The sequence below is a fragment of the Moheibacter stercoris genome (assembly GCF_040545805.1).
GTDB classification, from domain to species: Bacteria; Bacteroidota; Bacteroidia; order Flavobacteriales; family Weeksellaceae; genus Moheibacter; species Moheibacter stercoris.
The window spans coordinates 41,604-64,393 of sequence record NZ_JBEPMO010000014.1 but is presented as its reverse complement, the minus strand read 5'-3'; the positions used below and the strand labels follow the sequence as shown (position 1 = coordinate 64,393).

Sequence of the window (22,790 nt, the reverse complement as noted above, 5' to 3'; positions counted from 1 at the left end):
CTTCCCATTCCGAACAGAGAAGTTAAGCCTGCCAGCGCCGATGGTACTACGAAAGTGGGAGAGTAGGTCGCCGCCTATCTTTTATCAAATCCTCAACAGTAATGTTGGGGATTTTTTTTTGCTATATACTTAAGGCTCTAAGGTGTAATCTATATACGATTATTGACAAAATAAAATGGATCTTCCCATTCCGATCCGCCGCGGCGGATAAGCCTGCCAGCGCCGACCCCGATAGTTATCGGGGCTACGAAAGTGGGAGCCCTTCGACAAGCTCAGGGTAAAATACAGTCGCCGCCTATCTTTTATCAAATCCTCATCTGCTTACGCAGATGGGGATTTTTTTTTGCTATATACTTTGGTAGTAAGTATCAAGTATCAGGTAGATCCTTCGCTTCCCGATAGCTTATCGGGACAGGATGACAAGAGGCTGGTCCTTCGACTTCGCTCAGGAACCGGTCTACTTACCGAAACTGCGTTTCTCCTCTTAATATCAAATGTTCTGGATGACAAGTGGCTGGAAGTAATTCCTTCGACTCCCGATAGCTATCGGGACAGGATGACATGAAGTAGGAAGTTTTTCTAATCAGAAATCTAAAATCTTAAATCACAAATTTATTTAAGTTCGCGGCAGGGATGGGCGTGGAAACCCCGCAGACGACAAAGGAGACGAGGAGTTGCAACAGACAGCCCGGTCTCGTTGGCTTTTGACTTCTTTATAATCCTTACTTGTCTATCCAACGAGAGCCGCCCAAATCATCCTTTTATTTATTTTTTTCTAAATAGGATTTTATTGCGTTTTGAAGAGATTCAAATCCGATGTCTTGGATGTTGATTTCTCGTTTTGGAATCCATTTAATTTCTTGAATTTCGGACTCTTCGAGTATGATTTCCCTGGAATCTGGCAATTTTGCGGTGAAAATCAAATCCTCTGTTTTATAAGGTATTCCTTTGTATAAATAATTGTTGGGTTGGGATTTGAAGTACTGAAAATTTTCTGGTTGTAATTCTAGATTTAGTTCTTCTTTGAGTTCTCTTGCGCAAGTTTCTTCTGCTGATTCGTCGGGATCGGTAAAGCCGCCGGGAAGGTCTAACATGCCCAATTTGGGTTCTCTATTGCGAACCGTGAATAGAATATTGCCTTCTTTTTCTATGATAACGGCAACAGCTGCTGCTACATTTTGGTAATAAACCATTCCGCAATCAAAGCATTCGAATCGTCGATTATTTTCAAATTGGCAGTTTTGAGAGGAACAATTCGAACAAAATTTAAAATAATTCATTTTCTAAAGATTCAGGTTAATTTGGTTTCAAACTTCTAAACTTGTTGGGTAAATTTAGGTAAATTTGTGAAAACTGAATAGGATGAAGCAAGTAGGAGAAAAAGCACCTGAATTTGAAGGAATTGATCAAGATGGAAACAAAATTTCATCGGTAGATTATGTTGGAAAGAATTACGTTTTATTTTTCTATCCCAAAGCTAGTACGCCAGGTTGTACGGCGGAAGCTTGTGATTTACGCGACAATGAAGAATCTCTAAAGGCCAAGGGATATTCGATTATTGGTGTAAGTGCAGATTCTGTTAAGCGTCAAAAGAATTTCGCAGAAAAGAATCAATTGTCCTATCCGTTGCTTGCAGATGAAGATAAGAAGATCATTGAAGCATTTGGGGTTTGGGGGCCTAAAAAGTTTATGGGTCGAGAATTTGATGGAATTCATCGGACAACTTTTGTCATCAATGAAAATGGGATTATTGAAAATGTAATTACCAAAGTCAAAACCAAAGCGCATGCTGAGCAAATTTTGGCTGAAATAGAAAATAAGTAAAATAAATTTACAGCGACGCACATTGTCACTTTAATACCTTACTTTTGAATTACCAACTTAGAAAGAATATTAATATAGAAAAATAACGAATATGAGCGATTTAGATAATAAGAAGAAAGCATTGCAATTGGTTTTGGATAAAATGGACAAAGCCTATGGTAAAGGAACTGTAATGCGTATGGGTGATAGTGCCGTAGAAGAAGGAATTGGAGTGATTCCAACAGGATCTTTGGGATTGGACATTGCGTTGGGCATTGGTGGATATCCAAGAGGACGTGTGATTGAAATTTACGGTCCAGAATCATCGGGTAAAACTACCTTGACCTTGCATGCGATTGCAGAAGCTCAAAAAGCTGGTGGAATAGCTGCTTTTATCGACGCAGAGCATGCTTTTGACCGTATATATGCAGAGAAATTGGGAGTTGACGTGGAGAATTTAATTATTTCTCAACCCGATAATGGTGAACAAGCATTGGAAATTGCGGATAATTTAATTCGCTCTGGAGCTATTGATATTATCGTGATTGACTCGGTTGCTGCTTTGACGCCAAAAGCGGAAATTGAAGGAGAAATGGGTGATTCTAAAATGGGATTGCAAGCTCGTTTGATGTCTCAGGCTTTACGTAAATTAACGGCTACCATCAGCAAAACAAAATGTACAGCGATTTTCATCAATCAGTTGCGTGAGAAGATTGGTGTTATGTTTGGAAATCCAGAAACGACAACGGGTGGAAATGCCTTGAAGTTTTATTCGTCTGTTCGTTTGGATATTCGTCGAGTTTCCCAAATTAAAGTGGGGGATGAAGCAGCTGGTAATCACGTTCGCGTAAAAGTTGTAAAAAATAAGGTTGCTCCTCCGTTCCGTCAAGCTGAATTTGACATCATGTTTGGAGAAGGAATTTCCAAAGTGGGAGAAATTTTGGATGTGGGTGTCGAAAAAGGAATCGTTCAGAAAAGTGGTTCTTGGTATAGCTACAGCGAAAATAAATTGGGCCAAGGACGCGATGCTGTAAAAGAATTATTGAAAGACAATCCAGAATTATCAGAAGAATTAGAAGAAGCAATCAAAGTTGCGATTAAAGAAGGATAATTTTGTTGAAATCAATTATATAAATAGAAAAGCTGCTCAATTTGAGCAGCTTTTTTTGTCGATTAATTGTATAATCATCTCATTTATACGGAAAAGCGTAATTTTTTTTATTTTTTTTATTCTACTTTTAGGGAAGCGAAAAACGAAAATCAATGAAAAAATTTACCTTATTAGCTATGGGGCTCTTTATGGGAGTCGCATCAGCACAAAATTCCGGATTTGAAGAAGGGGAAATCCTAGTTCGGCTCACAGAAGGAACTAATCCCGAACAATTCTTTTCGAGAAATGCCAATGTTGTCATCTCTCAAGATGCAGAACAAATTTCCAAAGTATTGAATATTTGGAGAATTAAAGTCAATACAAATTCATTTACTGAAAAGCAGGCAGTAAGGGAAATGTATAAAGATGCCAACATTATTGATGCCCAGTTGAACCATCATATCTCTTTGAGAAATGAACCGAATGATCCTCGTTATGGTCAACAATGGCAATATTACCAAGCCAATGATCGTGATATTGATGCAGATGAAGCTTGGGAAATTACCACAGGTGGTACTACAGCCGATGGAAAAGAAATTGTAGTCGCTGTGTTGGACGATGGTGTCAATGCAAACCATCCAGATTTAGCAGCAAATTTATGGGTCAATTCGGGGGAGATTCCTGGTAATGGGATTGATGACGATGGAAATGGATTTATAGATGATGTACATGGATGGAATTTTTCCTCAAACTCACCCAATATCAATACGATGGGTTGGCATGGAACTCCAGTTTCAGGAATTGTTGGAGCTGTAGGAAATAATGATGTAGGTGTTGCGGGAGTAAATTGGGACGTGAAAATTATGACCATTATTTATGCTGGAGTTTTGGAATCACAAGTTATATCGGCCTATGATTATGCGTTACAAGCAAGATTGGCCTATAATGAAACCAATGGAGAAGAAGGAGCATTTGTCGTTGCAACGAATTCCTCTTGGGGAATTAATATGGGGCAGCCTGATGATGTTCCATTATGGTGTGAGTTTTACAATGCAATGGGAGAAGCTGGGATTTTAAGTCCAGCGGCTACAGCCAATGCTAACTTTAATATTGATGTTGTTGGTGATTTGCCAACGGCTTGTTCAAGCGAATACATGATAGCTGTTACCAATACCAACCAAAGTGACGTAAAAGTCAATCAAGCTGGATATGGTGCAACAACCATTGATTTGGGAGCTCCAGGTGAAAATGCGTATACCTTAACTTCTAATAATTATGGTGGTTTTGGTGGAACTTCTGGTGCTACGCCTCATGTAACGGGTACAGTTGCTTTGTTGTATTCAGCACCTTGTAATAGTTTTGCTGCCTTGGTAAACGATGATCCAGCGGAAGCTGCGAGAAAAGTTCGTGACTATATTTTTGAAGGTGTGGATCCCAATGCTTCATTGCAAGGAATAACCGTAACTGGTGGAAGACTGAACGTAAACAATGCCTTGCAATTGTTGATGGACGAATGTGAAGATTTGAAAGTGGAAGATTTGAATTATGCTGAACAAGTTGAAATATATCCAAATCCAGCATCTCAAGTTTTGAATATTTCGAACAAAGAAAATAAAGCAATTGAAATTGTAGAAATCTTTTCGATGGATGGGAAATTGGTAAAATCACAAATCAATGTGATGGGAAATCAGATTCAACTATCTGAATTACCAGCAGGAGTTTACAAGGTTCGAATCAAATTCCAAGGAAAAAAAGGTTTGGTTACCAAAAAACTAATCAAGAAATAAACAGAGTAATAAATACAACTATACACACATTTAACCTTTTCAACAAGCGATTGTTGGGAAGGTTATTTTGTTAAATTCAATTCGAAAATAATGGAAACTCTTAAATTGAATTATCTTGCAAACTTAAAATTCAATGCATGTTGAACACAGATGTATTAGTGATTGGTTCAGGAATTTCTGGACTTTCCTATGCGATAAAAATTGCTCAAAAATTACCTGACGCAAAAATAACCATCGTAACCAAAGCAGATGATGACGAATCGAACACCAAATATGCGCAAGGTGGTGTGGCTGTTGTTACAGATTTTGAAAATGATAGTTTTGAAAAACATATTGAAGATACGCTACGAGCAGGCGATGGTTTATGCAAAAGAGAAGCCGTTGAAGTCGTTGTAAAAGAAGGTCCTGTTCGATTCAAAGAAATTGTTTCATGGGGAGCCCAATTTGACAAAAGCGATATTGGAACCTATGATTTAGGACGCGAAGGTGGTCATACCGAAAATCGAGTAGTTCATCACAAAGACATAACCGGTTTTGAAATTGAACGAGCTTTGCTGGCTGTGGTTGAGAAAACACCTACGATAACCTTGCTACCACATCATTATGTGATTGATTTGATTACCGAACATCATGTGCCCAATGCAGAATTTGATACGGAAAATCTGAATTGTTTTGGGGCTTATGTATTGGATTTAGCTTCTCAAAAAGTCAAAAGATTTACCTCCAAAATAACCTTAATGGCAACTGGCGGATGCGGGCATGTGTATAAAAACACCACCAATCCCGTGATTGCAACCGGAGATGGAATTGGATTGGCGCATAGAGCAAAAGCCAAGATTTCGCATATGCAATTCATTCAGTTTCATCCGACTGCTTTGTATAGCAATCGTTCGGGACAATTGTTTTTAATTTCTGAAGCCGTTCGTGGATTTGGAGCGAAATTAAAAACCATGAATGGGGAACCCTTTATGCACAAATACGATGAGCGAGAAGAATTAGCATCGCGTGACATTGTGGCTCGCGCGATTGACAACGAAATGAAAGAACGAGGAGAAGATTATGTTTGTTTGGATTGCCGTCATTTGGATCAAGAAAAATTCCTCGCACATTTCCCCAATATCTATGAAAAATGCAAAGAAGAAGGATTGGATATGTTCAAAGATTTGATTCCCGTGGTTCCTGCATCGCATTATTTATGCGGCGGAATTGATGTGGATTTGGAAGGGCAATCTTCGATCAAAAATATGTTTGCAGTGGGCGAATGTACCAATACTGGCTTGCATGGAGCCAATCGTTTGGCGTCTAATTCTTTGTTAGAGGCCATGGTTTTTGGACATCGTGCTGCTATGAAAACGGTTGAATTATTGCAAGAAAGTCAATTTCATTTCGACAAAATTGAGTCAGTTCCAGAATGGAATGATGAAGGGTTGCAAGTCACCAAGGAAATGGTTTTGCTGAATTATTTGAAAAAACAATTGCAAATCATGATGAGTGATTTGGTGAGTATTGTTCGATCCAATGAACGTTTGGAATTGGCCAAAGTTCGAGAAGAAGAAATTTATCGTTCGGTCAAAGAAATTTACAAAATGAATGTTCTTTCGCCTCAACTTTCGGAACTGAGAAATTTGGTAAGTGTTGCTTGGTTAATCATCACACAAAGCCAAGAACAAAAGGAAAATAGAGGTGCGTTTTTTAATAAGGATTTGGAGTAGATGAAAATCTTAGTATTTGTTTCATTATTGATATTATCAAAATTCGTTTTAGCTCAAAATGAAGTTGAAAATAAAATGTTCATTCCAATAATTCCAGGATGCGAGAATATTCAAAATCCTTCCAAAGAATTAACGGATTGCCTAGAGGATAAATTAAGCGAACTTATTCATCAAAATTTGGATAAAGAAAATTTAAATAGATTGCTACGAAATGTAGGAGACAAAAAAGCTTATACCAAATTCAAGTTTACAATTACCAAGGAGGGAAAAATAAATAATTTGAGTTTAGTAGATGAAACCGATATGAACCTATTTCTGGAGATTAAAAAAGCAATTGTGAAAATAAATAAAAACTATATTTTTCAACCTGCAACCTATAACGGCGAAATCATCAATTTTTCCTTTAATTTGCCTTTTAGGTATACCATTAAATAAATAAGAACGTTCATGTAATGAAAAATTTTATCGGTTTATTACTACTTATTCTATGTGTTCAAACAGGATTCGCTCAAGAACAACCTTGCGTAGAACCCAAACGATCAAAATATTCTACCGGACCACATCCTAAAACCTCACCCATATTTCCTGGTTGTGAATCATTCAAAGAAGAAAATAATTCATTGAATTCCTGTTTTGGGAGAAAATTAAGCCAATTAATTGCTGAAAAATTGGATAAAAAAGTTGTTGGTGAAATTTCAGAAAGTTCAGTTTATTATAAGAATAAATTATCTATTTTAATTGAATCAAATGGGATATTGAAATTTAGATTTTTCAATCGATTAAATACAGCTTTTGAAAATAAATTAGTCCAAAAATTAAAGGAAATTTCAGAGGAAGTTGTAGTTCGTCCCGCCAAATATGAGGGGAATTATTGTGCTACATTTACCTACTCATTGCCTTTAACAATTGAATTGTCAGAAGATGAAATTTCTTCTAAATAAACTATAGATTAAATCATGAAATTATTTATCCTTAACTTTTTACTCCTTTTTTTATTCAGTTATACTATAGCTCAAAAACCATTTGAAATCAATTCAAATGGTGAGTTGTCACAATCCAACTACGAGAAATTACTGAAGTCGAGAGACTACGAAGCTGTATCTGCATTTGATACAGTTAATAAAAATCCCTTATTGATTTATGCGATATATGTGAAAAAGGGTAAACTTGGAATTTTAGATCACAAAGGGAAAGAAATATCGGAAGCTAAATATGATCGTATTTGGGGACTTCAGAAAGATCCCGTTTTGGGAGTTAATTTTTACCCTGATTATTACATTGTCCAAATTCATGACAAAGCGGGCGCGATTTCCAATACTGGAAAAGAAATAATACCAATGAAGTATCATTATATTTCGTATGGCAAACGATTAACAGACAAATTTGAGAATGTTAACTATTTTGTGGCGAAAACTGAAACAGGTGATAAATATTTGAATATACAAGGAAATGAAATTTCCAAACCAGAAAATCCCATAGAATCTGTTTCAAATTCTCCCTATAATCCACCAGTAGTTAAAGCTAAAACATTCACAGATGAAAATCCTTTCGGGAATGTCATCAGAAAATTAGGAAAATTTGGTGTTGTAGAATCTAAAATCGAGGGAAAATACAAACAAGGAGTTGTCAATTTAGAAACCAAGAAATTACTAATTCCTATTGAATACGGTTATGTGTCAATTGATCGCTTTCAGCGATTCATAGCTGGAAATTATAAACCTGAAAACTTTGCCTTGTATGATACGATAGGCGTAGCTTTGAAAAAAGAGTATGAAAAAATTGAGGAAATTAATGGAATTTATTTTTTCACAAAGAATTCGAAAATTGCTTATTTCGATAAAGATTTGAAGCAATTATCAAACTTTGAATATGAGGATTATGCATTCTACTCTAAAAATCGAATTCTAACATATAAAGGAGGTAAGAAAGGGATGATCGATTTAGAGGGAAATATCATTATACCTTTTGAATACGATAATTTGAATTTTATCACCTATCAAGTTGGAACTACATTAGACCGAGAACCTCTAATTCGTGCTACAAAAAATCGGAAAGATGGTCTGATTGATTTCAATGGGAATATCTTAATCCCAGTGGAGTTTGATAGATTGGATACCCAAATTGCAGCAAGAGAAAAAGAATTGAAATACAGAGGATCTGGTCAAATGATGCCTGTTGACCATACAATAACCGAAAATAATCAGTATTTTATAGTAAAAAAAAATGGGAAATATGGTTTGTACGGTAAAGATTATTCCATTTTATTGCCAGTTGAATTCAGTGAAATCCTCAAAGCTGATAAAGGTGATTTTGTACATATTATACAGCGCGATAACCAAAAAAATCGAAGTGAAGGACTTTTTAATGTGGTAAAAAAAGAATTTTTATTTGACGTTAAACCATTCGCTGACTATACATTTAAATATGGTCGATATATTCTTTCCAAAAAAGATGGGAAGTTTGGATTATATGATTTAGAAGGTAATCAAGTTATTTCATACCAAGAAAAAGAAATTTCAGGCTTAAATATAATATTCAATGGGTTGACACAATTTTACAATTATAGTAAACCGAAAAATGCTGTTTTGTATATGGGTCAACATGGTATCACAAGTGGCTTCGTTGAAGTTGATTCATTTTAAATAATAAATTCTATTTTAGTGAAATGATAAGCATGAAATTAAAAATTTACTTTTTAGCTCTTATTTTCCCAATTATTCTTCTTGCTCAAGAACAACCAGAAATAATTCTTTTGGAAAAATTCACAGCTAGACAAGTAGGCCAAATGGCTATTTTTCCAGGTTGCGAAAATGTAGACCCTAGCGATAAAGCAAAATTAACCCAATGTATGTCGCAGAAATTGAATGAACAATTGGGGGATTATCTTTCAAATTTTAGTGACAAATTTGCTGATGATGGTTTTAGTACTGCCTATGCAAAAGTTCGTTTTGTGGTAAATAAGGAAGGGAAAATTATTGAAGTGGAGGCGCTTCAAGATTCGACTACTTCAGAAGCAAACCGAAGATTGGGTAAAGCCTCCGAAATAGCATTGGTGAAATTTGCTTCAAAACTTCCTCACATACATCCCGCTTTATTGGAGGATGATGGAACACCTGTGAATTTGCAATTTGATTTACCTGTCACCTTCAAATCTACTGGAGGTGGTTTGAATAGAATGAAGTGGAAAGAACTTACGCTATTCACACTAAAAGATGAGGGATCAACCATAGAAATTAGAGAGTTACGAGATAAGCCAAATGCTTATATAGCCTATGATACAACCCATAATAAAGAAGTTAAATTAAAAGAATTCAACTCTTTGCAAGAAGTATTTTCTCCAGAGTCCTATCAATCAAAACTTAAGCCATGGGGAGAAAGACAATTAATGTCCGAAAAGCGATTCGGTCGTCAGCACATCAGAATTTATTATTCTGCCGCAGATCAAAATTCCTTCGACATCTTTTCCGTAGAGAACGATCAAGAAAAATTAAGGGAAACTGTGAGTTTTGAGGAACTTCAAGTAAGTGATTTGTATTGCAAGGTTCTCATAAGAAATTAAATTCGTTTACATTTCTTCCAGGATTGTTTAAAAGGAAATATTCCCCAGAATCAACTTGTTAAATTCCAATGATGAGTGGAATAAATCTCATGATGGAATGAATATTTCGATACATTTGTTTTTTCGATTCCTATGAAATTCAATTTCGTTTTTTTATTATTTCTTTTTTTCCTTTCTGCGGTTAGTGCGCAAGAGCAACAACTCTATTCGTCTCAGAAAGTTCATTCTATGCCCATCTTTTCTGGATGTGAAAAACATGATCCAACCGATAGAAAGTTGATGAACAATTGTATTTCGTCTCAATTGAGTTTGAAATTATTCAAATCCTTAAATGGTTTTGATGAAGTTATGAGACAAAGTGGATTTGAAACTGCTGAAACTTTGATACAATTTGTTGTGTCCAAAGAAGGAGTCATCATAGATATCCGTGCATTGGAAGGAGGAAATCCCATTTTAGGAGATGCAGTCGTAATGGCATTTGAGCAAATCGCCATGGAACTTCCGCCAATTCAACCCGCAAAATTAAAGGATGGAGAAGCTGTAAACATTGTCTTTCAATTGCCATTTGAATATCGAGTTGCCAAAACCAGAGAATCCAAACCTAATTCTACATTTCCGGTAGAAGAAATTGTTTTGTTTACCTTAAATTCAGAGAATAAAAGTCCGCGTTACGAAGTTCGTTTGTATAAAAACAAAGACATAAAAGTTTACGAAGTCAACGACCAAAAGGATATCTTCTTGGGCAAATACCTGACGTTGTATGAATTGGAAAAGTCTGAACCTTTTAAAACCTTAATAGAAAACGAACGAAAGTCAAACAGAACCTTGGTTACAGAAGGGACAATTGACAATGAATTCTATCAAATTGTCATTCACAATCTTTTTCAAAGTCCAAGCAAAAAATCGGTGTTTGTTGAAGTTTTAAAAGAAGTCAATGGGAAATTTAAATCGGTAGAAAAATTTGAAAAGGAAGAAGAATTCAATCAATCTCCTTATGCGCCTTTGATTTATAGAAATAAAGGTTGATGAGTATTTTATAAATGAGATATTCAAATTCCTAAAATCCAACTATATCTATTATAATCAATAATTTACTACTCAAATTCTGTTAAGAGATGTTTAGGAAGCGTTAAATTTCCAAAAAAATCCACCAGAGATTTTCAATATACTTTTTACTTTCTTGGAAACGCAGTATTTTTGCCGCTCAAAATAGAAAAAAATGTCAGGAAAGATTACCTTAACAATGATTAAACCCGATGCAGTTCAAAACGGACACATCGGAAATATTTTAGCAGATATCACCAATGCAGGTTTCAAAATCAAAGCAATGAAATTGACTCAATTGTCAAGAAGAGATGCAGAATTGTTCTATGCAGTTCACAAAGAGCGTCCTTTCTTTGGAGAATTAGTTGACTTCATGATTTCTGGTCCTATCGTTGCTGCAGTTTTAGAAAAAGACAATGCAATCGAGGAATTCAGAAACTTGATTGGAGCAACCAATCCACAAGAAGCTGCTGAAGGAACAATCCGTCAGAAATATGCTGAATCTATTGCTGCTAACGCAATCCACGGATCAGATAGCGACGAAAACGCAGAAATCGAAGCTGCTTTCCATTTCTCAACAAGAGAAGTTTACTAAAAAGCACTTTTCCTATAAGACCATAGCCGTTGAGACATCAACGGCTTTTTTTATCTTTAACCCAAAACGAACCAATGGATAAACGAAGATGTGGTTGGGTAGGAAAAGAACAAATCTATATCGACTACCATGACCAAGAATGGGGAAGACCCGTTAGAAATGATGCACAACAATTTGAATTCTTAATATTAGAAACCTTTCAAGCGGGACTTAGCTGGATTACTGTTTTAAGAAAAAGAGAGAATTTCCGCAAAGCATTAGACAATTTTGACTACCATAAAATTGCTCAATATGGAGAAGAAAAAGTTCAAGAATTGATGCAAAATGAAGGCGTCATTCGCAACCAATTAAAAGTTAGAGCTACGATTACCAATGCACAAGCGTTTATGAGGATTCAAGAGGAATTCGGATCATTTACTGACTATATATGGGGTTTTGTAAACCATGAACCCATCGACGGAAAACGAAAATCTTTACAAGACGTTCCTGCCAAAACAGAACTATCAGATGCCATCAGCAAAGACCTTAAGAAACGCGGGTTTAAATTCGTTGGTAGTACCGTTGTGTATGCGCATATGCAAGCTACTGGCCTTGTAAATGACCACGTTACTGATTGCTTTTGTTATGTTAAAAAATAAATCGAGACGCAACCAAAAGTAAAATACTCATCTTATAGAAAACTAATTAATCTAATTATGCATATTACCAACAAAATTACTTTATTCTTTACTTCAATTTTGGTCTTCTTATTCATCATTCAATGTTCCAATGATGATGGATTATTTCAAGAAAATTTTGACGAATCAATGGTGTATACTTCTTTGGAAGATCTACAGCTAGAATTGCTTCAAAATGATACCATCCAATTTGACTTACCAACAGACGAAACAGATACTACATTTCAAACACCAGGAGGAATCCGATTGATTTTTCCACCCAATAGTATAGTTCCGATTGGTGGTGGAAATGGAGATGGGGGATCTGGCGGAGGAGGAGAAACTCCTGTACCCCCATATACGGTTTATGTAACGGAAATTTATAAACGAGGTGATTTTGTAAGAAATTATTTTCAAACCTATCAAGAAGAGTTTCCTTTGGTGTCTGGAGGAGCTTTCAGTGTTCTTGTAAGAGATGCAAATGGAAATTTGATGAGTGTTGAGAACGTTCAAGCTTTTGTACCGTATAAAACCAAAGCGACAGGATATGTAAACGACATGAATGCATTTCAATTTGTTGGAATTCCGACTTTGCCTGGATACGCTAGCAATAGCTCCGAAATTCAAGTTCCCATTGTGTACGACCCAACTTCAGGTCCAACAGGAGAATTTCATCACGCCAATATAGCATTAGGATGGAACCATATCGGTAGCCGTCTAAACATGACCGAATCTACCCAAATCACGGTCAAAGTTACCAATGCACCCGATTATTTTGATACGCGCGTATTTTTTGTGATGGACGACTTTACCATGATTACTGAAATTTATACGATTGAAGGTGACCAATTGAAAACGCTTTTGGAAAGCGTGCCTAAAAATGCAACTGGAAAATTGATTGCGATTTCCTTGATTGAGGATCAATTGTTTTTCGCATCGCAAGATATTACGATCAATGGAAATGACCATTTCGATTTGACCGTCGCTCCTGGAACTCTAGAAGAACTCCAAGCTTTGCTTGAAACAATAGATTAATTCTGCCTCACAGAATAGTGAAAATCCCCGAATTTTTATTTAATATGAAAGTTTGGGGATTTGTTTTTTAATTTGAATTTCTTTTATGACGATTGCCTCGTTTCAATAGTTGAATTTTTAATCGTATTGAATCATAAACCAATCCGATTAATAATACTACGCAAGGAATTAATAAGATGTGTAAGCCTAATTCAGAATATAAAAGTGCAGACAAAATTCCTCCAAGAAAGAAACACCCAATAATCGAAACTCTCAATTCAATCGAGGATAATAATTTCTTACGCTTTTCAGATTTATGAAAAAATAACTGAGAAATTTCGATGCCTAAATCGGTGAATAATCCAGTTAAATGAGTTGTTCTTACGACTGAATTTGAAATCAAAGTTACCAATGAATTTTGGAGCCCCATTGCAAATAGTAAAATATAGGCGATGACATTGGGTGCGTGGTCTAACAAGTAATTTCCGCCTATTGCTACGATCAAAAGAAGACTAACTTCAATTAAAATGGGAGCGACAAATATAAAGGGATTGTTTTTACGATTATGGTATTCCAATATGGCTCCAGAAGTGAAAGAGCCTAAAAAGAAGAAAAAAACAAAAAGGAAATAAACTAAACCTCTCCAAACATTCAGGGTATAAATTTCCTCAACAAAAAATGCAAAATGCCCCGTTACATTGGTGGTTAATTGTTGAACGGCTAAAAATCCAGCAACGTTCACCATTCCAGCTACAAAGGAAAGAAGCGTAGCAATTCTAAGGTTGTGAATTAGCGTACGATTTTTTCCTTTATGCCTGAACATTTTTTGCTCAATCTTCTTTCGAAAATATTATTTCTTTTGCTCTTTCGCCCAAGTATCGCGAAGTCCTACCGTTCTATTGAAAACAATTTTCTCATCTGTAGAGTCTTTGTCTTTCGTGAAATACCCAATACGTTGAAATTGGAATTTATCTTCCACTTTTGCATTCTTCAACGATGGTTCCGCAAAACCTTGAACCACTTTCATGGAGTCTGGATTGACAAACTGTAAGAAATCACCATCGCCTTCATTGTCTGGAGATTCAACCGTGAACAAACGATCGTACAAACGCACTTCAATTGGTAAATTTTCGGTAGCCGAAACCCAATGTAAGGTTCCTTTTACTTTACGTTGAGAAGCTTCTGTTCCTGATCCTGATTTTGAATCTGCATCATATTCTGCAAAAATCGTTGTGATGTTTCCATCTGCATCTTTTTCAACTCGTGTAGCTTTCACGATGTAAGCACCTTTCAAACGAACTTCATTTCCAATGGATAAACGGAAGAATTTTTTAGGAGCTTCCTCCATGAAATCCTCACGTTCTATGTACAATTCTCTCGTAAATGGAACTTCTCTTTCACCTGCATTTTCATCTTCCGGATTGTTTTCAACTGTTAAGGTTTCAATTTGCCCTTCCGGATAATTTTCAATTACCAATTTCACAGGATCAATTACCGCAAAAACACGAGGAGCAATTTTGTTCAAATGATCTCTGATGGCAAATTCCAACAAAGAAACATCGATTAAATTATCACGTTTTGCTACACCTGCTTTGTCCCAAAACATACGAATCGACTCTGGTGTATATCCACGACGTCTATGTCCTGAAATGGTCGGCATGCGCGGATCGTCCCATCCGGTAACAATTCCTTCGTCCACCAATAATTTCAATTTACGTTTCGACGTGATCATATAGCTCACATTTCCGCGCGCAAATTCTCTTTGTTTTGGTTTGATTTCTTGGTTTGGAAGTTCAACTTGGTTCAAATACCATTCGTACAAAGGTCTATGGTTTTCAAACTCCAATGAACACAAGGAATGAGAAATTCCTTCGATATAATCAGACTCTCCGTGTGCCCAATCGTACATCGGATAGATTTTCCATTTATTTCCTGTTCTATGATGTTCTTTGTGCAAAACGCGATACATCACAGGGTCACGCATATTCATATTGGGAGAAGTCATATCCACTTTGGCACGCAAAACATGCGAACCTTCTGGAAATTCTCCGTTTTTCATTTTCTCAAACAATTCCAAATTCTCCTCCACAGAACGAAGTCTACAAGGAGATTCAATTCCTGGTTCAAATGGCGTTTTACGTTGTTCGTTGATGACTTCAGAAGGTTGATCGTCTACATAAGCTTTACCGTCTTTGATCATCTGAATCGCCCAATTGTAAAGGGTTTCAAAATAATCAGACGCAAAACGTTCTTCTGCCCATTGAAAGCCCAACCATTTTACATCTTCACGAATCGAATCCACAAATTCTTGTTCTTCTTTGGCGGGATTGGTGTCGTCAAAACGTAAGTTAACAGGTGCTCCATAACGCTCACCTAAACCAAAATTAATACAGATCGCCTTTGCATGGCCAATGTGCAAATAACCATTGGGTTCTGGTGGGAAACGAAAACGTAAATCTTCTTTTGAATAGCCATTGGCTAAATCATCTTCAACAATTTGCTCAATAAAATTGAGAGGTCTTTTTTCTTCTTCCATTTGAATTCTGAATAGGAATGCAAATTTACGATTTTTCGCTTAGATTTTTTCGGTTAATTCGATAGAATAAAGAAGGTCATCTTTTGAAATTTCATGGGAACTAATTTGAATATAAATCGATATATTCGCGATTGTTAAACCTAAATATTATCGCATGAGACTGAGATTTTCAATCCAACTAATCGTCATCTTTTTTGCTAGCTTTTTGTTTTCGCAAGAAAAAATTGAAGTAGTCTATGAAATTTTCCCTTTCTATGAACCTGCCCAAAAGGAGGATATTGAATTGGAAATCATTCCAAGTTTGCATTCTCTGAAAATTTCAGCAGATGAGTCTCAATACGAATATATTCCACGTATTCGAAATAGTCAAAAGGATGATGATGCCAAAACTGGAATGACCGCTTCTATTGAAAACAGAGCCTTAGGGATTTTGTATAAAAACACACTTGAAAAACGTTTTGTAGAAGAAACCCAATTGAATTCAAAACCTTATTTGATACATGATGAATTGCCTCAAATCGATTGGAAAATTACCAAGGAAACCAAGCAAATCGGGGAGTTTACAGCTTATAAAGCAACCGCAAAGTTAAAAGACCATGAAATTGAAGCTTGGTATGCGCCAAAATTGACGTTTAAAACAGGACCCGATAAGTATTGGGGATTGCCAGGTTTAATCTTAGAATTGAACGAAACTCTTTATTATGGAGATGGAGGAAAAGAAGGTAATCTTTATAAGTTCATCAGTTTGAAAGTAATGGACGACAAAACGAAAATTATCATTCCAACAAAGGGAAAAATCATCAATCAAGCCGATTTTGATAAAACTCAAAAAGAAGCATTTGATAAAATGATGGAAATGTACGGTGGTGGAGTTGACAAAGATTAACCCAAATAAAGGTCAATCAGTCCTTCTGGGATTTTAACAAGGATGGCTTTGTTTTCACGATCGACTTCCAAAATCCATTCGTCTACGATTGGCACGAGAATTTCTTTGCCATCGATTTCAATTTCAAACAATGCTTGGGCAGTCGCATCATTGACATTTTTGATCAAGCCCACTTCTGTATTAGTTTGATCGTAAAGCGTGAAACCGATGATTTCATGGTAGTAAAAATCGGTTCCGTCAAGTTCTGGAAGCGTTTCCAAAGGTAGATACAAATCTCTGTTGATGAGTTTTTCGGCTTCTTCAGGTGTTGTATCTTCAAATTTCACCAATAATTTATTGGCGCCATGAACTTGGGTAAATTCGAAAAAAAATGGAACCAGCATTCCGTTGGTTTCAACGAATACTGATTCCATATTTTCATATATTTCGGGTTCATCTGTTTCCAGATGCACAATCAGATTGCCTTTAAAACCATGTGGTTTGGTAATTTTACCTACGTAGTAGCAATCTTCTTTTTGCATAGTGAATTCCGAATTATTCTTCTGTTTTTTCTTCTTCTGAAACTTCAGGAGCAGCAGTTTCTTCTGTTGCTTCATCAGCAGCAGCTTCAACTTCTTCTTCAGCAGAAGCTTCTTCAGCAGCCGCAGCAGCTAAACGAGCATCAGATTTTGCTTTTTCAGCTTCCAAAGCAGCAGCTTTAGCATCCTCTTTTGATTTTGCTAAACCGTCTTTTTTCGCTTGAACAGCGTTTGCTCTTTCCTCTAACCAAGCCTCAAATTTCTTTTCAGCTTCTTCTTGAGTGAAAGCACCTTTTGCAACACCTCCTAACAAGTGTTTTTTCATCAAAGCACCCTTGTAAGACAAGATGTTTTTTGCCGTGTTAGTAGGCTCAGCACCAACTTGTAACCAATGTACCGCTCTATCTAAGTTTAATTCGATAGTTGCAGGGTTAGTAATTGGGTTGTACGTACCGATTTTTTCAATAAAACGTCCATCACGTGGAGCTCTTGAATCAGCGATCACGATGTGAAAGAAAGCTTTTGCTTTTCTACCGTGTCTTTGCAATCTAATTTTTGTTGCCATTTTGATTATGTATTTTGGGAACTCGTCCCGGTTAAATTTACATTTTTAAGGGTGCAAATATACAAATATTTCCAATGCAATTGTTCTAGTGTCTAAAGTTTTCTGTCTAAGGGTTTTCCCTTATTTGAAAATTCCACAATTTCCCTTATAAAATTAAACTCAATTCCTTAGAGTTTTGTAAGCATCAAATCAGATGTATGAAAACTTTATTTTTTCTTTTTTGTTGTTTTGTAGTTGTTCCTTTTTTGAACGCACAAAATGATCGTATTGTACTTGTTTGCGAACAAGGTAAAGGTTGTGAACAGACAACCTTGGGCATTAGTGATGAAGAAGCAGATGTTGTTCTGTCTAAGACGAATTGGTTAACCCAAGCACCAAAAAATGCGATTTTGGTATTGAATCTTTGTTTTCACAACTTAGAAGAAAAAAAGAATATCAATCAAATCCATGCTGAATTTGGAGGATCCAATACTCCTCAACCAATTGCCAATTTTACGCTTTCACATTATAAGGAAATAAAAAATTGTGGTTGTCCCAATTCAACCAAGCGAATTGAATTTTCCATAAATGCCAAAGACTTCAACGGTTCAGCATATTATTTTCATAATTTCCAAAAACAGGAAGCATTTATGCCCAATGATGCCTATCAGAAATTATTTGCAAACAGTCCAGATAAAATGAATGCCATTGTGAATAGTATTTTTAAAAATGATCAATTTATCAATTACATCGACCATCCAGAAGTAGGAAAAATTCAAATGAGTATGCCTATTGGTGTCAATGTTTTTAACGCAAAGGGTCGAAAAATGAATTTAGAATATTTTGAATCTAATTTTGAGAAACAAAAAGAAACACGTAAATCCATTTTTTCTTTATTGCCCGAAATCTCATACAAAGGAATAGATATGGAAGGGAACATGATGACAATTTGGTTAGCTCCTGTTGCAGATGTTTGTTTGTCATCTGATATTTTTGATTCTACGGGTGCCTTTGCGCTAGGTTATCTCAACATACATCAATCAACTTACCTTATCACAGAAATTAGCGCTTCAGATTTAGAAATAAAAGCAACGAAACTGAGCGAAGGCTCCTATAATTTTAATCCAACAGGTTATCAAACTTTACCAAATTTTTAATCTATGAAAAAAACAATTCAAAACACCTTAACTCTCTTCCTTTCACTTTCAATTATAGGTTGTGGGAAAATTGAAGAAAAGAAAAATGAACTCTCAACCTCGGTGGTCGAAAAAGCCTTGGAAACTGCTGGGATGCCAAAAATGGATACCTCCAATTTGACGAAACTGCATGAATCCAAAGTCCATTTCGGCTTTGATTATACCCAATTGGAGGGAATTCCGGAATTTAAAAATCCAAAAGGAATCATCAATGTATCCAAAGAAGCGATCGGAGTATCAATTTTGGAAGATGAAAAATTGAGTCAGGAAGATTATCTTTCCATCATGATTGCGATTTCTGGGGATGATTTGAGCAGCGCCAAACCTATCGAAGGCGTCATCAAAAACCGTGAGGGAAATACTGCCAATATCGGATTTACCTTAATGACCCAATCTGGGTTGATTGGCTATTTGGCAATGGAAGGTGATGTGAAAATTACCAAGATGTCAGATGAAAAGGCAGTTCTAGAATTAGATGTGAAAATGGGAGGTGCAATGGACGCAGAATCTCCAGAAAAATGGATTCCCATGAAAGGAAAAATAGAGATTGAAAATCCTGTGCTAGTAGCCGTCGGCGCTAAATTAGAAGATTTTATGTAAACCTAATCATATGAAGAACTTAACGTTATTGCTTGTTATTTTTGTATTTACAAATTGCCAAGCTCAATCAAATACTGTCAAAAAAAAGGAAATCAAATTTGACCAAGCTTGGATTTGGGAGTATACCAATACAACAGTTCCAGAAGATGAAATTGGGCATAAAGGGGAAGTTTGGGTTTATTACAACGAAAAACTTCAGTATTGGTTATTTACTGCAGAGTCTTATGGAATTACAGGGGAAATGTTCAATTGGATTTTAGCCAAACCAGATGGAACTTATATCGTCGATTATACAGATGAATTTGGAAAAACAGGTCGTTTGGAAATGAAAGCTGAATTTGAAAAGTCCAAATTATTGCCTGAACATTATGTGGCAAATGGAAAATCAAATTGGTACAACCAAGAAGATCTAGGATTTCCAAAATTCAAAGGAGATGGATATTCGGTTACTTATGAAATGGTAAATGATACGTCGGAATTTTATTTAGCTCCCAATGAAAAAATAAATTTTGCACCTATCTATTTATTTAATCAATTGGATTCTGATGCGAAATTACCCATTTTTTTTCCAGTTGATTTACCAGGGAATTGGATCTATTTAGAAGAATCAACCCAAATGCCACAAGGTGAAATCCAAGTGAAATTAACTACCATTACACCCACAGAATATTACATAAATCTTTAATCTTTTAATTTAGTTGAATTTGATGTATTTTAGTCCAACTAGAATACACTATGAACATACTAATCGCTGACGACCATTTTTTAGTTTTAGATGGTTTGGAAACTTTATTATCTACGCTGGATTTTGTCAACTTAATTAAACCCGCGATAGATCATCATGAAGTGAAAGCCGCACTTAATGAACATTCTTTTGATGTCATTTTGTTGGACATTCACTTTGGGAAAATCGATGGAAGAGAATTGATCAAGGAAATTAAAGAGATTCAACCAACCATTAAAGTTATTGCACTAACGAGTCACTCAGATGCTACAACGATTAAATCTTCTGTGAGTGCAGGGTTTGACGGATATCTATTGAAAATTGATGGCCGAGATGAAATCGAAAAAGCCTTGAAAGCAGTGATAAACAATGAAAGATACTATAGTTCAAAAACCCAACAAGCCTTTTTTGAAACTCAAACCTCCAATCAAAAAGTGGAATTAACTGAAAGGGAATTGGAAATTTTGCAATTAATTGTCGAAGAAAAAACAACAAAAGAAATAGCGGAACAACTCTTTCTATCGGAAAAAACAATCGAAACTCACCGAGGAAACATTATGCTGAAATTGGAAGCGAGAAATATTGCTGGAATGGTAAGAAAAGCGATAATGGAGGGATTGGTGAAAATATAAAACCATCATATCGCATGAGAAAACTACTACTTATTATTTTTTTTACTCTTTTATTTACAAATCTTTTTGGGCAAAGCCGAATGGATCCTGAAATGAGTTCTTTTTACGTAAAGCACACGGAAGAACTGAAAAATTGCAACCCAGAAAAATCTGAAAATTGCGAACAATTGGTAAAAGATTTGGTGCAAAAAGCCAAAAAAGAAAAAGTTCCCTATTTGGATCATTTGTATTTTTCCATCGCTTATTGGTACGTTAAACAATCCGATTTTGACAAGGCAGAATCCTATGCCAAATTGGCCCTGGAAAATCCTCATCCTGAGCCGAAATTTCGAAGTGATTTGGATGTGTACAACATTCTCGGAAATTGTTCGTATTACAAAGCTGATTTGAAAAAAGCGATTGATTATTATGTCAAAGCTGCCAGAATTTTGGAAGAAGATCCACCTTCCTTGCGTTTGGGATATTTGTATTCCAACATTGCTACTCTTTTGGGTGAATCGGGAAACGACAACAAACAATTGGAATACCTAAAAAAATCCTATTCCATTTTGGACGAATTAAAAGACACAAAATTTATTGCAACTGTTGCGAGTAATTTGGCATTGACGAATTATTACACAAAAGATACAGCGCAAGTCAAAATTTGGGCCGAAAAAGCATTGAAGCATTCGCAATCAAATCCAGATTTGGTAGCCGAATCTCAAGCTTACAATTGCTTGTCGCGAATTGAAAAAAATCCGAAAACTTCTCTGGAATTGGCAGAAAAATCAGTTAATGCTGCGAAAGAATTAGGAAATCCTATTTATTTGGCGACTAGTTTTTCTCAAATGGCAGAAGTTTTAAATAAATTGGGAAGAAATAAAGAAGCACTCAAATTTGCCGAAGAATCTATCCAGTATGCCGAAGAAGCGGATGATTTTACCACTTTGATGCGATCTTCCCGTATTGCAGGAAATCTCCATTTGGAAAATGGAAATCATAGTATTGCTTCTAAACATCTTAACAGATACATTTCATTAAATGACTCAATTGCAAGCAAAGACATTTCAAGGGAAATCAATGAATTGAACACCAAATACGAAACCGAAAAGAAAGAAAAGCAAATTGCCGAACAAGAATTGAAAATTCAAAAGCAAAATACCAATTTGTTGATTGCAATTTTGGGAGGAATCCTTTTGGTAACGATTTTGGGCGGAACCTATTATTTCAATCGTAAAAACCATACAATCAGGCTTGCCCAATTACAGAAAGAAAAGGAAAACGCCATTTTGAACTCCTTCATTCAAGGTGAGGAACGAGAAAGAAACCGTATTTCGCACGAACTGCACGATGGAGTTGCGGCGATGATTGGCGCTGCCAAAATGAGTTTAGAGTCTTTGCCACATTTGCCACCAGAAAAGCAACAGGATCATTTGGCGAAAATAAAATCCATTTTGGACAATACCCACGCCGACGTTCGACATATCGCGCACAATTTATTGCCAACCGTTTTGGAAAAAGACGGTATTATCAAAGCTACCATTCATTTTGCCAAAGAAATTAACGAAACCAAATTGGTACAAGTTTCCGTCCAAGACGATAATAGCAAAGCAAACGAACTTAATCCGCAACTACAATTAATGCTATTTCGTGTAATTCAAGAATTGATTAACAACATTATCAAGCATTCACAAGCACAAAACGCACAGATTCTATTTAGTCGAAACGAGAATGGGTTACACATTGAAGTAACCGATGATGGGATCGGATTTGATGGTGAAATCGATAGTGGGAATCAAGGTTTGTATAGCATTAGTCAACGAATTAAATCGATTGGAGGAAATTTTAAATTCACCAAAAAGAAAGATCGTGGTATGCAAGCCATTGCCGAGTTGAAAGTAGATTAAACTTCGGC

The 22,790-nt window shown here is 35.9% G+C and carries 23 protein-coding genes and 1 rRNA gene; 19 read left to right on the top strand and 5 right to left on the bottom strand.

The features are described from left to right. Positions 1-79, top strand: a 5S ribosomal RNA gene (gene rrf, locus ABID46_RS10720); the annotation flags it as partial. Between the two features lie 682 nt (positions 80-761). Here the strand turns inward: rrf and ABID46_RS10715 are convergent. Then, complete coding sequence (locus tag ABID46_RS10715; protein ID WP_354509924.1) at positions 762-1,193, bottom strand: NUDIX hydrolase; 432 nt, start codon at positions 1,191-1,193, stop codon at positions 762-764. 169 nt (positions 1,194-1,362) lie between these two features. Here ABID46_RS10715 and bcp point away from each other — a divergent pair, with 169 nt between their 5' ends. The 12 genes from bcp (at position 1,363) to ABID46_RS10655 (ending at position 13,281) form a co-directional block, all read left to right on the top strand. Continuing rightward, entirely contained in the window at positions 1,363-1,824 is a 462-nt protein-coding gene (gene bcp, locus ABID46_RS10710) for a thioredoxin-dependent thiol peroxidase (protein ID WP_435529329.1), read from the top strand. 91 nt (positions 1,825-1,915) lie between these two features. Next, positions 1,916-2,914: a recombinase RecA gene (recA, locus tag ABID46_RS10705; RefSeq protein WP_354509922.1), complete on the top strand. Its 999-nt coding sequence runs from the start codon at positions 1,916-1,918 to the stop codon at positions 2,912-2,914. 152 nt (positions 2,915-3,066) lie between these two features. After that, positions 3,067-4,680: a S8 family serine peptidase gene (locus ABID46_RS10700; protein ID WP_354509920.1), complete on the top strand. Its 1,614-nt coding sequence runs from the start codon at positions 3,067-3,069 to the stop codon at positions 4,678-4,680. Positions 4,681-4,817: 137 nt separating this feature from the next. After that, positions 4,818-6,392: an L-aspartate oxidase gene (gene nadB, locus ABID46_RS10695; protein ID WP_354509918.1), complete on the top strand. Its 1,575-nt coding sequence runs from the start codon at positions 4,818-4,820 to the stop codon at positions 6,390-6,392. Then, positions 6,393-6,827, top strand: a complete 435-nt coding sequence (locus ABID46_RS10690) for an energy transducer TonB (protein ID WP_354509916.1) — start codon at positions 6,393-6,395, stop codon at positions 6,825-6,827. 17 nt (positions 6,828-6,844) lie between these two features. Then, entirely contained in the window at positions 6,845-7,333 is a 489-nt protein-coding gene (locus ABID46_RS10685) for a hypothetical protein (protein ID WP_354509914.1), read from the top strand. A gap of 15 nt (positions 7,334-7,348) precedes the next feature. Then, the gene (locus tag ABID46_RS10680) at positions 7,349-9,034 is read left to right on the top strand and encodes a WG repeat-containing protein (RefSeq protein ID WP_354509912.1); all 1,686 of its coding nucleotides are present in this window, start codon (positions 7,349-7,351) and stop codon (positions 9,032-9,034) included. A 32-nt stretch (positions 9,035-9,066) separates the two neighbouring features. Beyond that, positions 9,067-9,951, top strand: coding sequence for an energy transducer TonB family protein (locus ABID46_RS10675; RefSeq protein ID WP_354509910.1), 885 nt, complete (start codon positions 9,067-9,069; stop codon positions 9,949-9,951). Positions 9,952-10,179: 228 nt separating this feature from the next. Next, positions 10,180-10,977, top strand: coding sequence for an energy transducer TonB (locus ABID46_RS10670; RefSeq protein WP_354509908.1), 798 nt, complete (start codon positions 10,180-10,182; stop codon positions 10,975-10,977). Positions 10,978-11,170: 193 nt separating this feature from the next. Next, positions 11,171-11,590: a nucleoside-diphosphate kinase gene (locus ABID46_RS10665; protein ID WP_354509906.1), complete on the top strand. Its 420-nt coding sequence runs from the start codon at positions 11,171-11,173 to the stop codon at positions 11,588-11,590. A gap of 74 nt (positions 11,591-11,664) precedes the next feature. Beyond that, positions 11,665-12,228 (top strand): DNA-3-methyladenine glycosylase I, encoded by a 564-nt coding sequence (locus tag ABID46_RS10660; RefSeq protein WP_354509904.1) that lies wholly within the window; start codon positions 11,665-11,667, stop codon positions 12,226-12,228. Between the two features lie 57 nt (positions 12,229-12,285). Continuing rightward, positions 12,286-13,281, top strand: a complete 996-nt coding sequence (locus ABID46_RS10655; protein WP_354509902.1) for a hypothetical protein — start codon at positions 12,286-12,288, stop codon at positions 13,279-13,281. Positions 13,282-13,348: 67 nt separating this feature from the next. Here ABID46_RS10655 and ABID46_RS10650 read toward each other — a convergent pair whose 3' ends face one another. Together ABID46_RS10650 and ABID46_RS10645 are read right to left on the bottom strand one after the other, a co-directional pair. Then, entirely contained in the window at positions 13,349-14,083 is a 735-nt protein-coding gene (locus ABID46_RS10650) for a YoaK family protein (protein WP_354509900.1), read from the bottom strand. Positions 14,084-14,110: 27 nt separating this feature from the next. Beyond that, entirely contained in the window at positions 14,111-15,796 is a 1,686-nt protein-coding gene (locus tag ABID46_RS10645) for a glutamine--tRNA ligase/YqeY domain fusion protein (protein ID WP_354509898.1), read from the bottom strand. A 154-nt stretch (positions 15,797-15,950) separates the two neighbouring features. Between ABID46_RS10645 and ABID46_RS10640 the strand changes: the two genes are divergently transcribed. Next, on the top strand, positions 15,951-16,682 hold the full coding sequence (locus ABID46_RS10640) for a GLPGLI family protein (protein WP_354509896.1): 732 nt from the start codon (positions 15,951-15,953) through the stop codon (positions 16,680-16,682). Here ABID46_RS10640 and rimM read toward each other — a convergent pair. Continuing rightward, on the bottom strand, positions 16,679-17,203 hold the full coding sequence (gene rimM / locus ABID46_RS10635; protein ID WP_354509894.1) for a ribosome maturation factor RimM: 525 nt from the start codon (positions 17,201-17,203) through the stop codon (positions 16,679-16,681). The two genes, ABID46_RS10640 and rimM, sit on opposite strands and share 4 nt — an antisense overlap. Before the next feature lie 13 nt (positions 17,204-17,216). Continuing rightward, on the bottom strand, positions 17,217-17,765 hold the full coding sequence (locus ABID46_RS10630) for a 30S ribosomal protein S16 (RefSeq protein WP_354509892.1): 549 nt from the start codon (positions 17,763-17,765) through the stop codon (positions 17,217-17,219). Between the two features lie 197 nt (positions 17,766-17,962). Between ABID46_RS10630 and ABID46_RS10625 the strand changes: the two genes are divergently transcribed. From ABID46_RS10625 to ABID46_RS10605, 5 genes are all read left to right on the top strand, one after another. Continuing rightward, on the top strand, positions 17,963-18,901 hold the full coding sequence (locus tag ABID46_RS10625; RefSeq protein ID WP_354509890.1) for a hypothetical protein: 939 nt from the start codon (positions 17,963-17,965) through the stop codon (positions 18,899-18,901). 3 nt (positions 18,902-18,904) lie between these two features. Next, a complete protein-coding gene (locus ABID46_RS10620; protein WP_354509888.1) occupies positions 18,905-19,540 on the top strand; it encodes a hypothetical protein in 636 nt (211 codons plus the stop codon). Positions 19,541-19,550: 10 nt separating this feature from the next. After that, positions 19,551-20,225 (top strand): hypothetical protein, encoded by a 675-nt coding sequence (locus ABID46_RS10615; RefSeq protein WP_354509886.1) that lies wholly within the window; start codon positions 19,551-19,553, stop codon positions 20,223-20,225. Between the two features lie 50 nt (positions 20,226-20,275). Next, positions 20,276-20,896, top strand: coding sequence for a response regulator (locus ABID46_RS10610; protein WP_354509884.1), 621 nt, complete (start codon positions 20,276-20,278; stop codon positions 20,894-20,896). Positions 20,897-20,988: 92 nt separating this feature from the next. Beyond that, positions 20,989-22,782, top strand: coding sequence for a tetratricopeptide repeat-containing sensor histidine kinase (locus ABID46_RS10605; RefSeq protein ID WP_354509882.1), 1,794 nt, complete (start codon positions 20,989-20,991; stop codon positions 22,780-22,782). Positions 22,783-22,790: the final 8 nt, after the last annotated feature.

Excerpts from the sequence above, each read along its gene's own strand:
- ABID46_RS10645 (WP_354509898.1), bottom strand. The coding sequence starts at position 15,796 with ATGGAAGAAGAAAAAAGACCTCTCAATTTTATTGAGCAAATTGTTGAA.
- ABID46_RS10680 (WP_354509912.1), top strand. The coding sequence starts at position 7,349 with ATGAAATTATTTATCCTTAACTTTTTACTCCTTTTTTTATTCAGTTAT.
- ABID46_RS10670 (WP_354509908.1), top strand. The coding sequence starts at position 10,180 with ATGCCCATCTTTTCTGGATGTGAAAAACATGATCCAACCGATAGAAAG.
- ABID46_RS10675 (WP_354509910.1), top strand. The coding sequence starts at position 9,067 with ATGAAATTAAAAATTTACTTTTTAGCTCTTATTTTCCCAATTATTCTT.
- ABID46_RS10700 (WP_354509920.1), top strand. The coding sequence starts at position 3,067 with ATGAAAAAATTTACCTTATTAGCTATGGGGCTCTTTATGGGAGTCGCA.
- bcp (WP_435529329.1), top strand. The coding sequence starts at position 1,363 with ATGAAGCAAGTAGGAGAAAAAGCACCTGAATTTGAAGGAATTGATCAA.
- recA (WP_354509922.1), top strand. The coding sequence starts at position 1,916 with ATGAGCGATTTAGATAATAAGAAGAAAGCATTGCAATTGGTTTTGGAT.
- ABID46_RS10685 (WP_354509914.1), top strand. The coding sequence starts at position 6,845 with ATGAAAAATTTTATCGGTTTATTACTACTTATTCTATGTGTTCAAACA.
- ABID46_RS10660 (WP_354509904.1), top strand. The coding sequence starts at position 11,665 with ATGGATAAACGAAGATGTGGTTGGGTAGGAAAAGAACAAATCTATATC.
- ABID46_RS10715 (WP_354509924.1), bottom strand. The coding sequence starts at position 1,193 with ATGGTTTATTACCAAAATGTAGCAGCAGCTGTTGCCGTTATCATAGAA.
- rimM (WP_354509894.1), bottom strand. The coding sequence starts at position 17,203 with ATGCAAAAAGAAGATTGCTACTACGTAGGTAAAATTACCAAACCACAT.
- ABID46_RS10615 (WP_354509886.1), top strand. The coding sequence starts at position 19,551 with ATGAAGAACTTAACGTTATTGCTTGTTATTTTTGTATTTACAAATTGC.
- ABID46_RS10625 (WP_354509890.1), top strand. The coding sequence starts at position 17,963 with ATGAAAACTTTATTTTTTCTTTTTTGTTGTTTTGTAGTTGTTCCTTTT.
- ABID46_RS10650 (WP_354509900.1), bottom strand. The coding sequence starts at position 14,083 with ATGTTCAGGCATAAAGGAAAAAATCGTACGCTAATTCACAACCTTAGA.
- ABID46_RS10640 (WP_354509896.1), top strand. The coding sequence starts at position 15,951 with ATGAGACTGAGATTTTCAATCCAACTAATCGTCATCTTTTTTGCTAGC.
- ABID46_RS10630 (WP_354509892.1), bottom strand. The coding sequence starts at position 17,765 with ATGGCAACAAAAATTAGATTGCAAAGACACGGTAGAAAAGCAAAAGCT.
- nadB (WP_354509918.1), top strand. The coding sequence starts at position 4,818 with ATGTTGAACACAGATGTATTAGTGATTGGTTCAGGAATTTCTGGACTT.
- ABID46_RS10690 (WP_354509916.1), top strand. The coding sequence starts at position 6,393 with ATGAAAATCTTAGTATTTGTTTCATTATTGATATTATCAAAATTCGTT.
- ABID46_RS10665 (WP_354509906.1), top strand. The coding sequence starts at position 11,171 with ATGTCAGGAAAGATTACCTTAACAATGATTAAACCCGATGCAGTTCAA.
- ABID46_RS10605 (WP_354509882.1), top strand. The coding sequence starts at position 20,989 with ATGAGTTCTTTTTACGTAAAGCACACGGAAGAACTGAAAAATTGCAAC.
- ABID46_RS10655 (WP_354509902.1), top strand. The coding sequence starts at position 12,286 with ATGCATATTACCAACAAAATTACTTTATTCTTTACTTCAATTTTGGTC.
- ABID46_RS10620 (WP_354509888.1), top strand. The coding sequence starts at position 18,905 with ATGAAAAAAACAATTCAAAACACCTTAACTCTCTTCCTTTCACTTTCA.
- ABID46_RS10610 (WP_354509884.1), top strand. The coding sequence starts at position 20,276 with ATGAACATACTAATCGCTGACGACCATTTTTTAGTTTTAGATGGTTTG.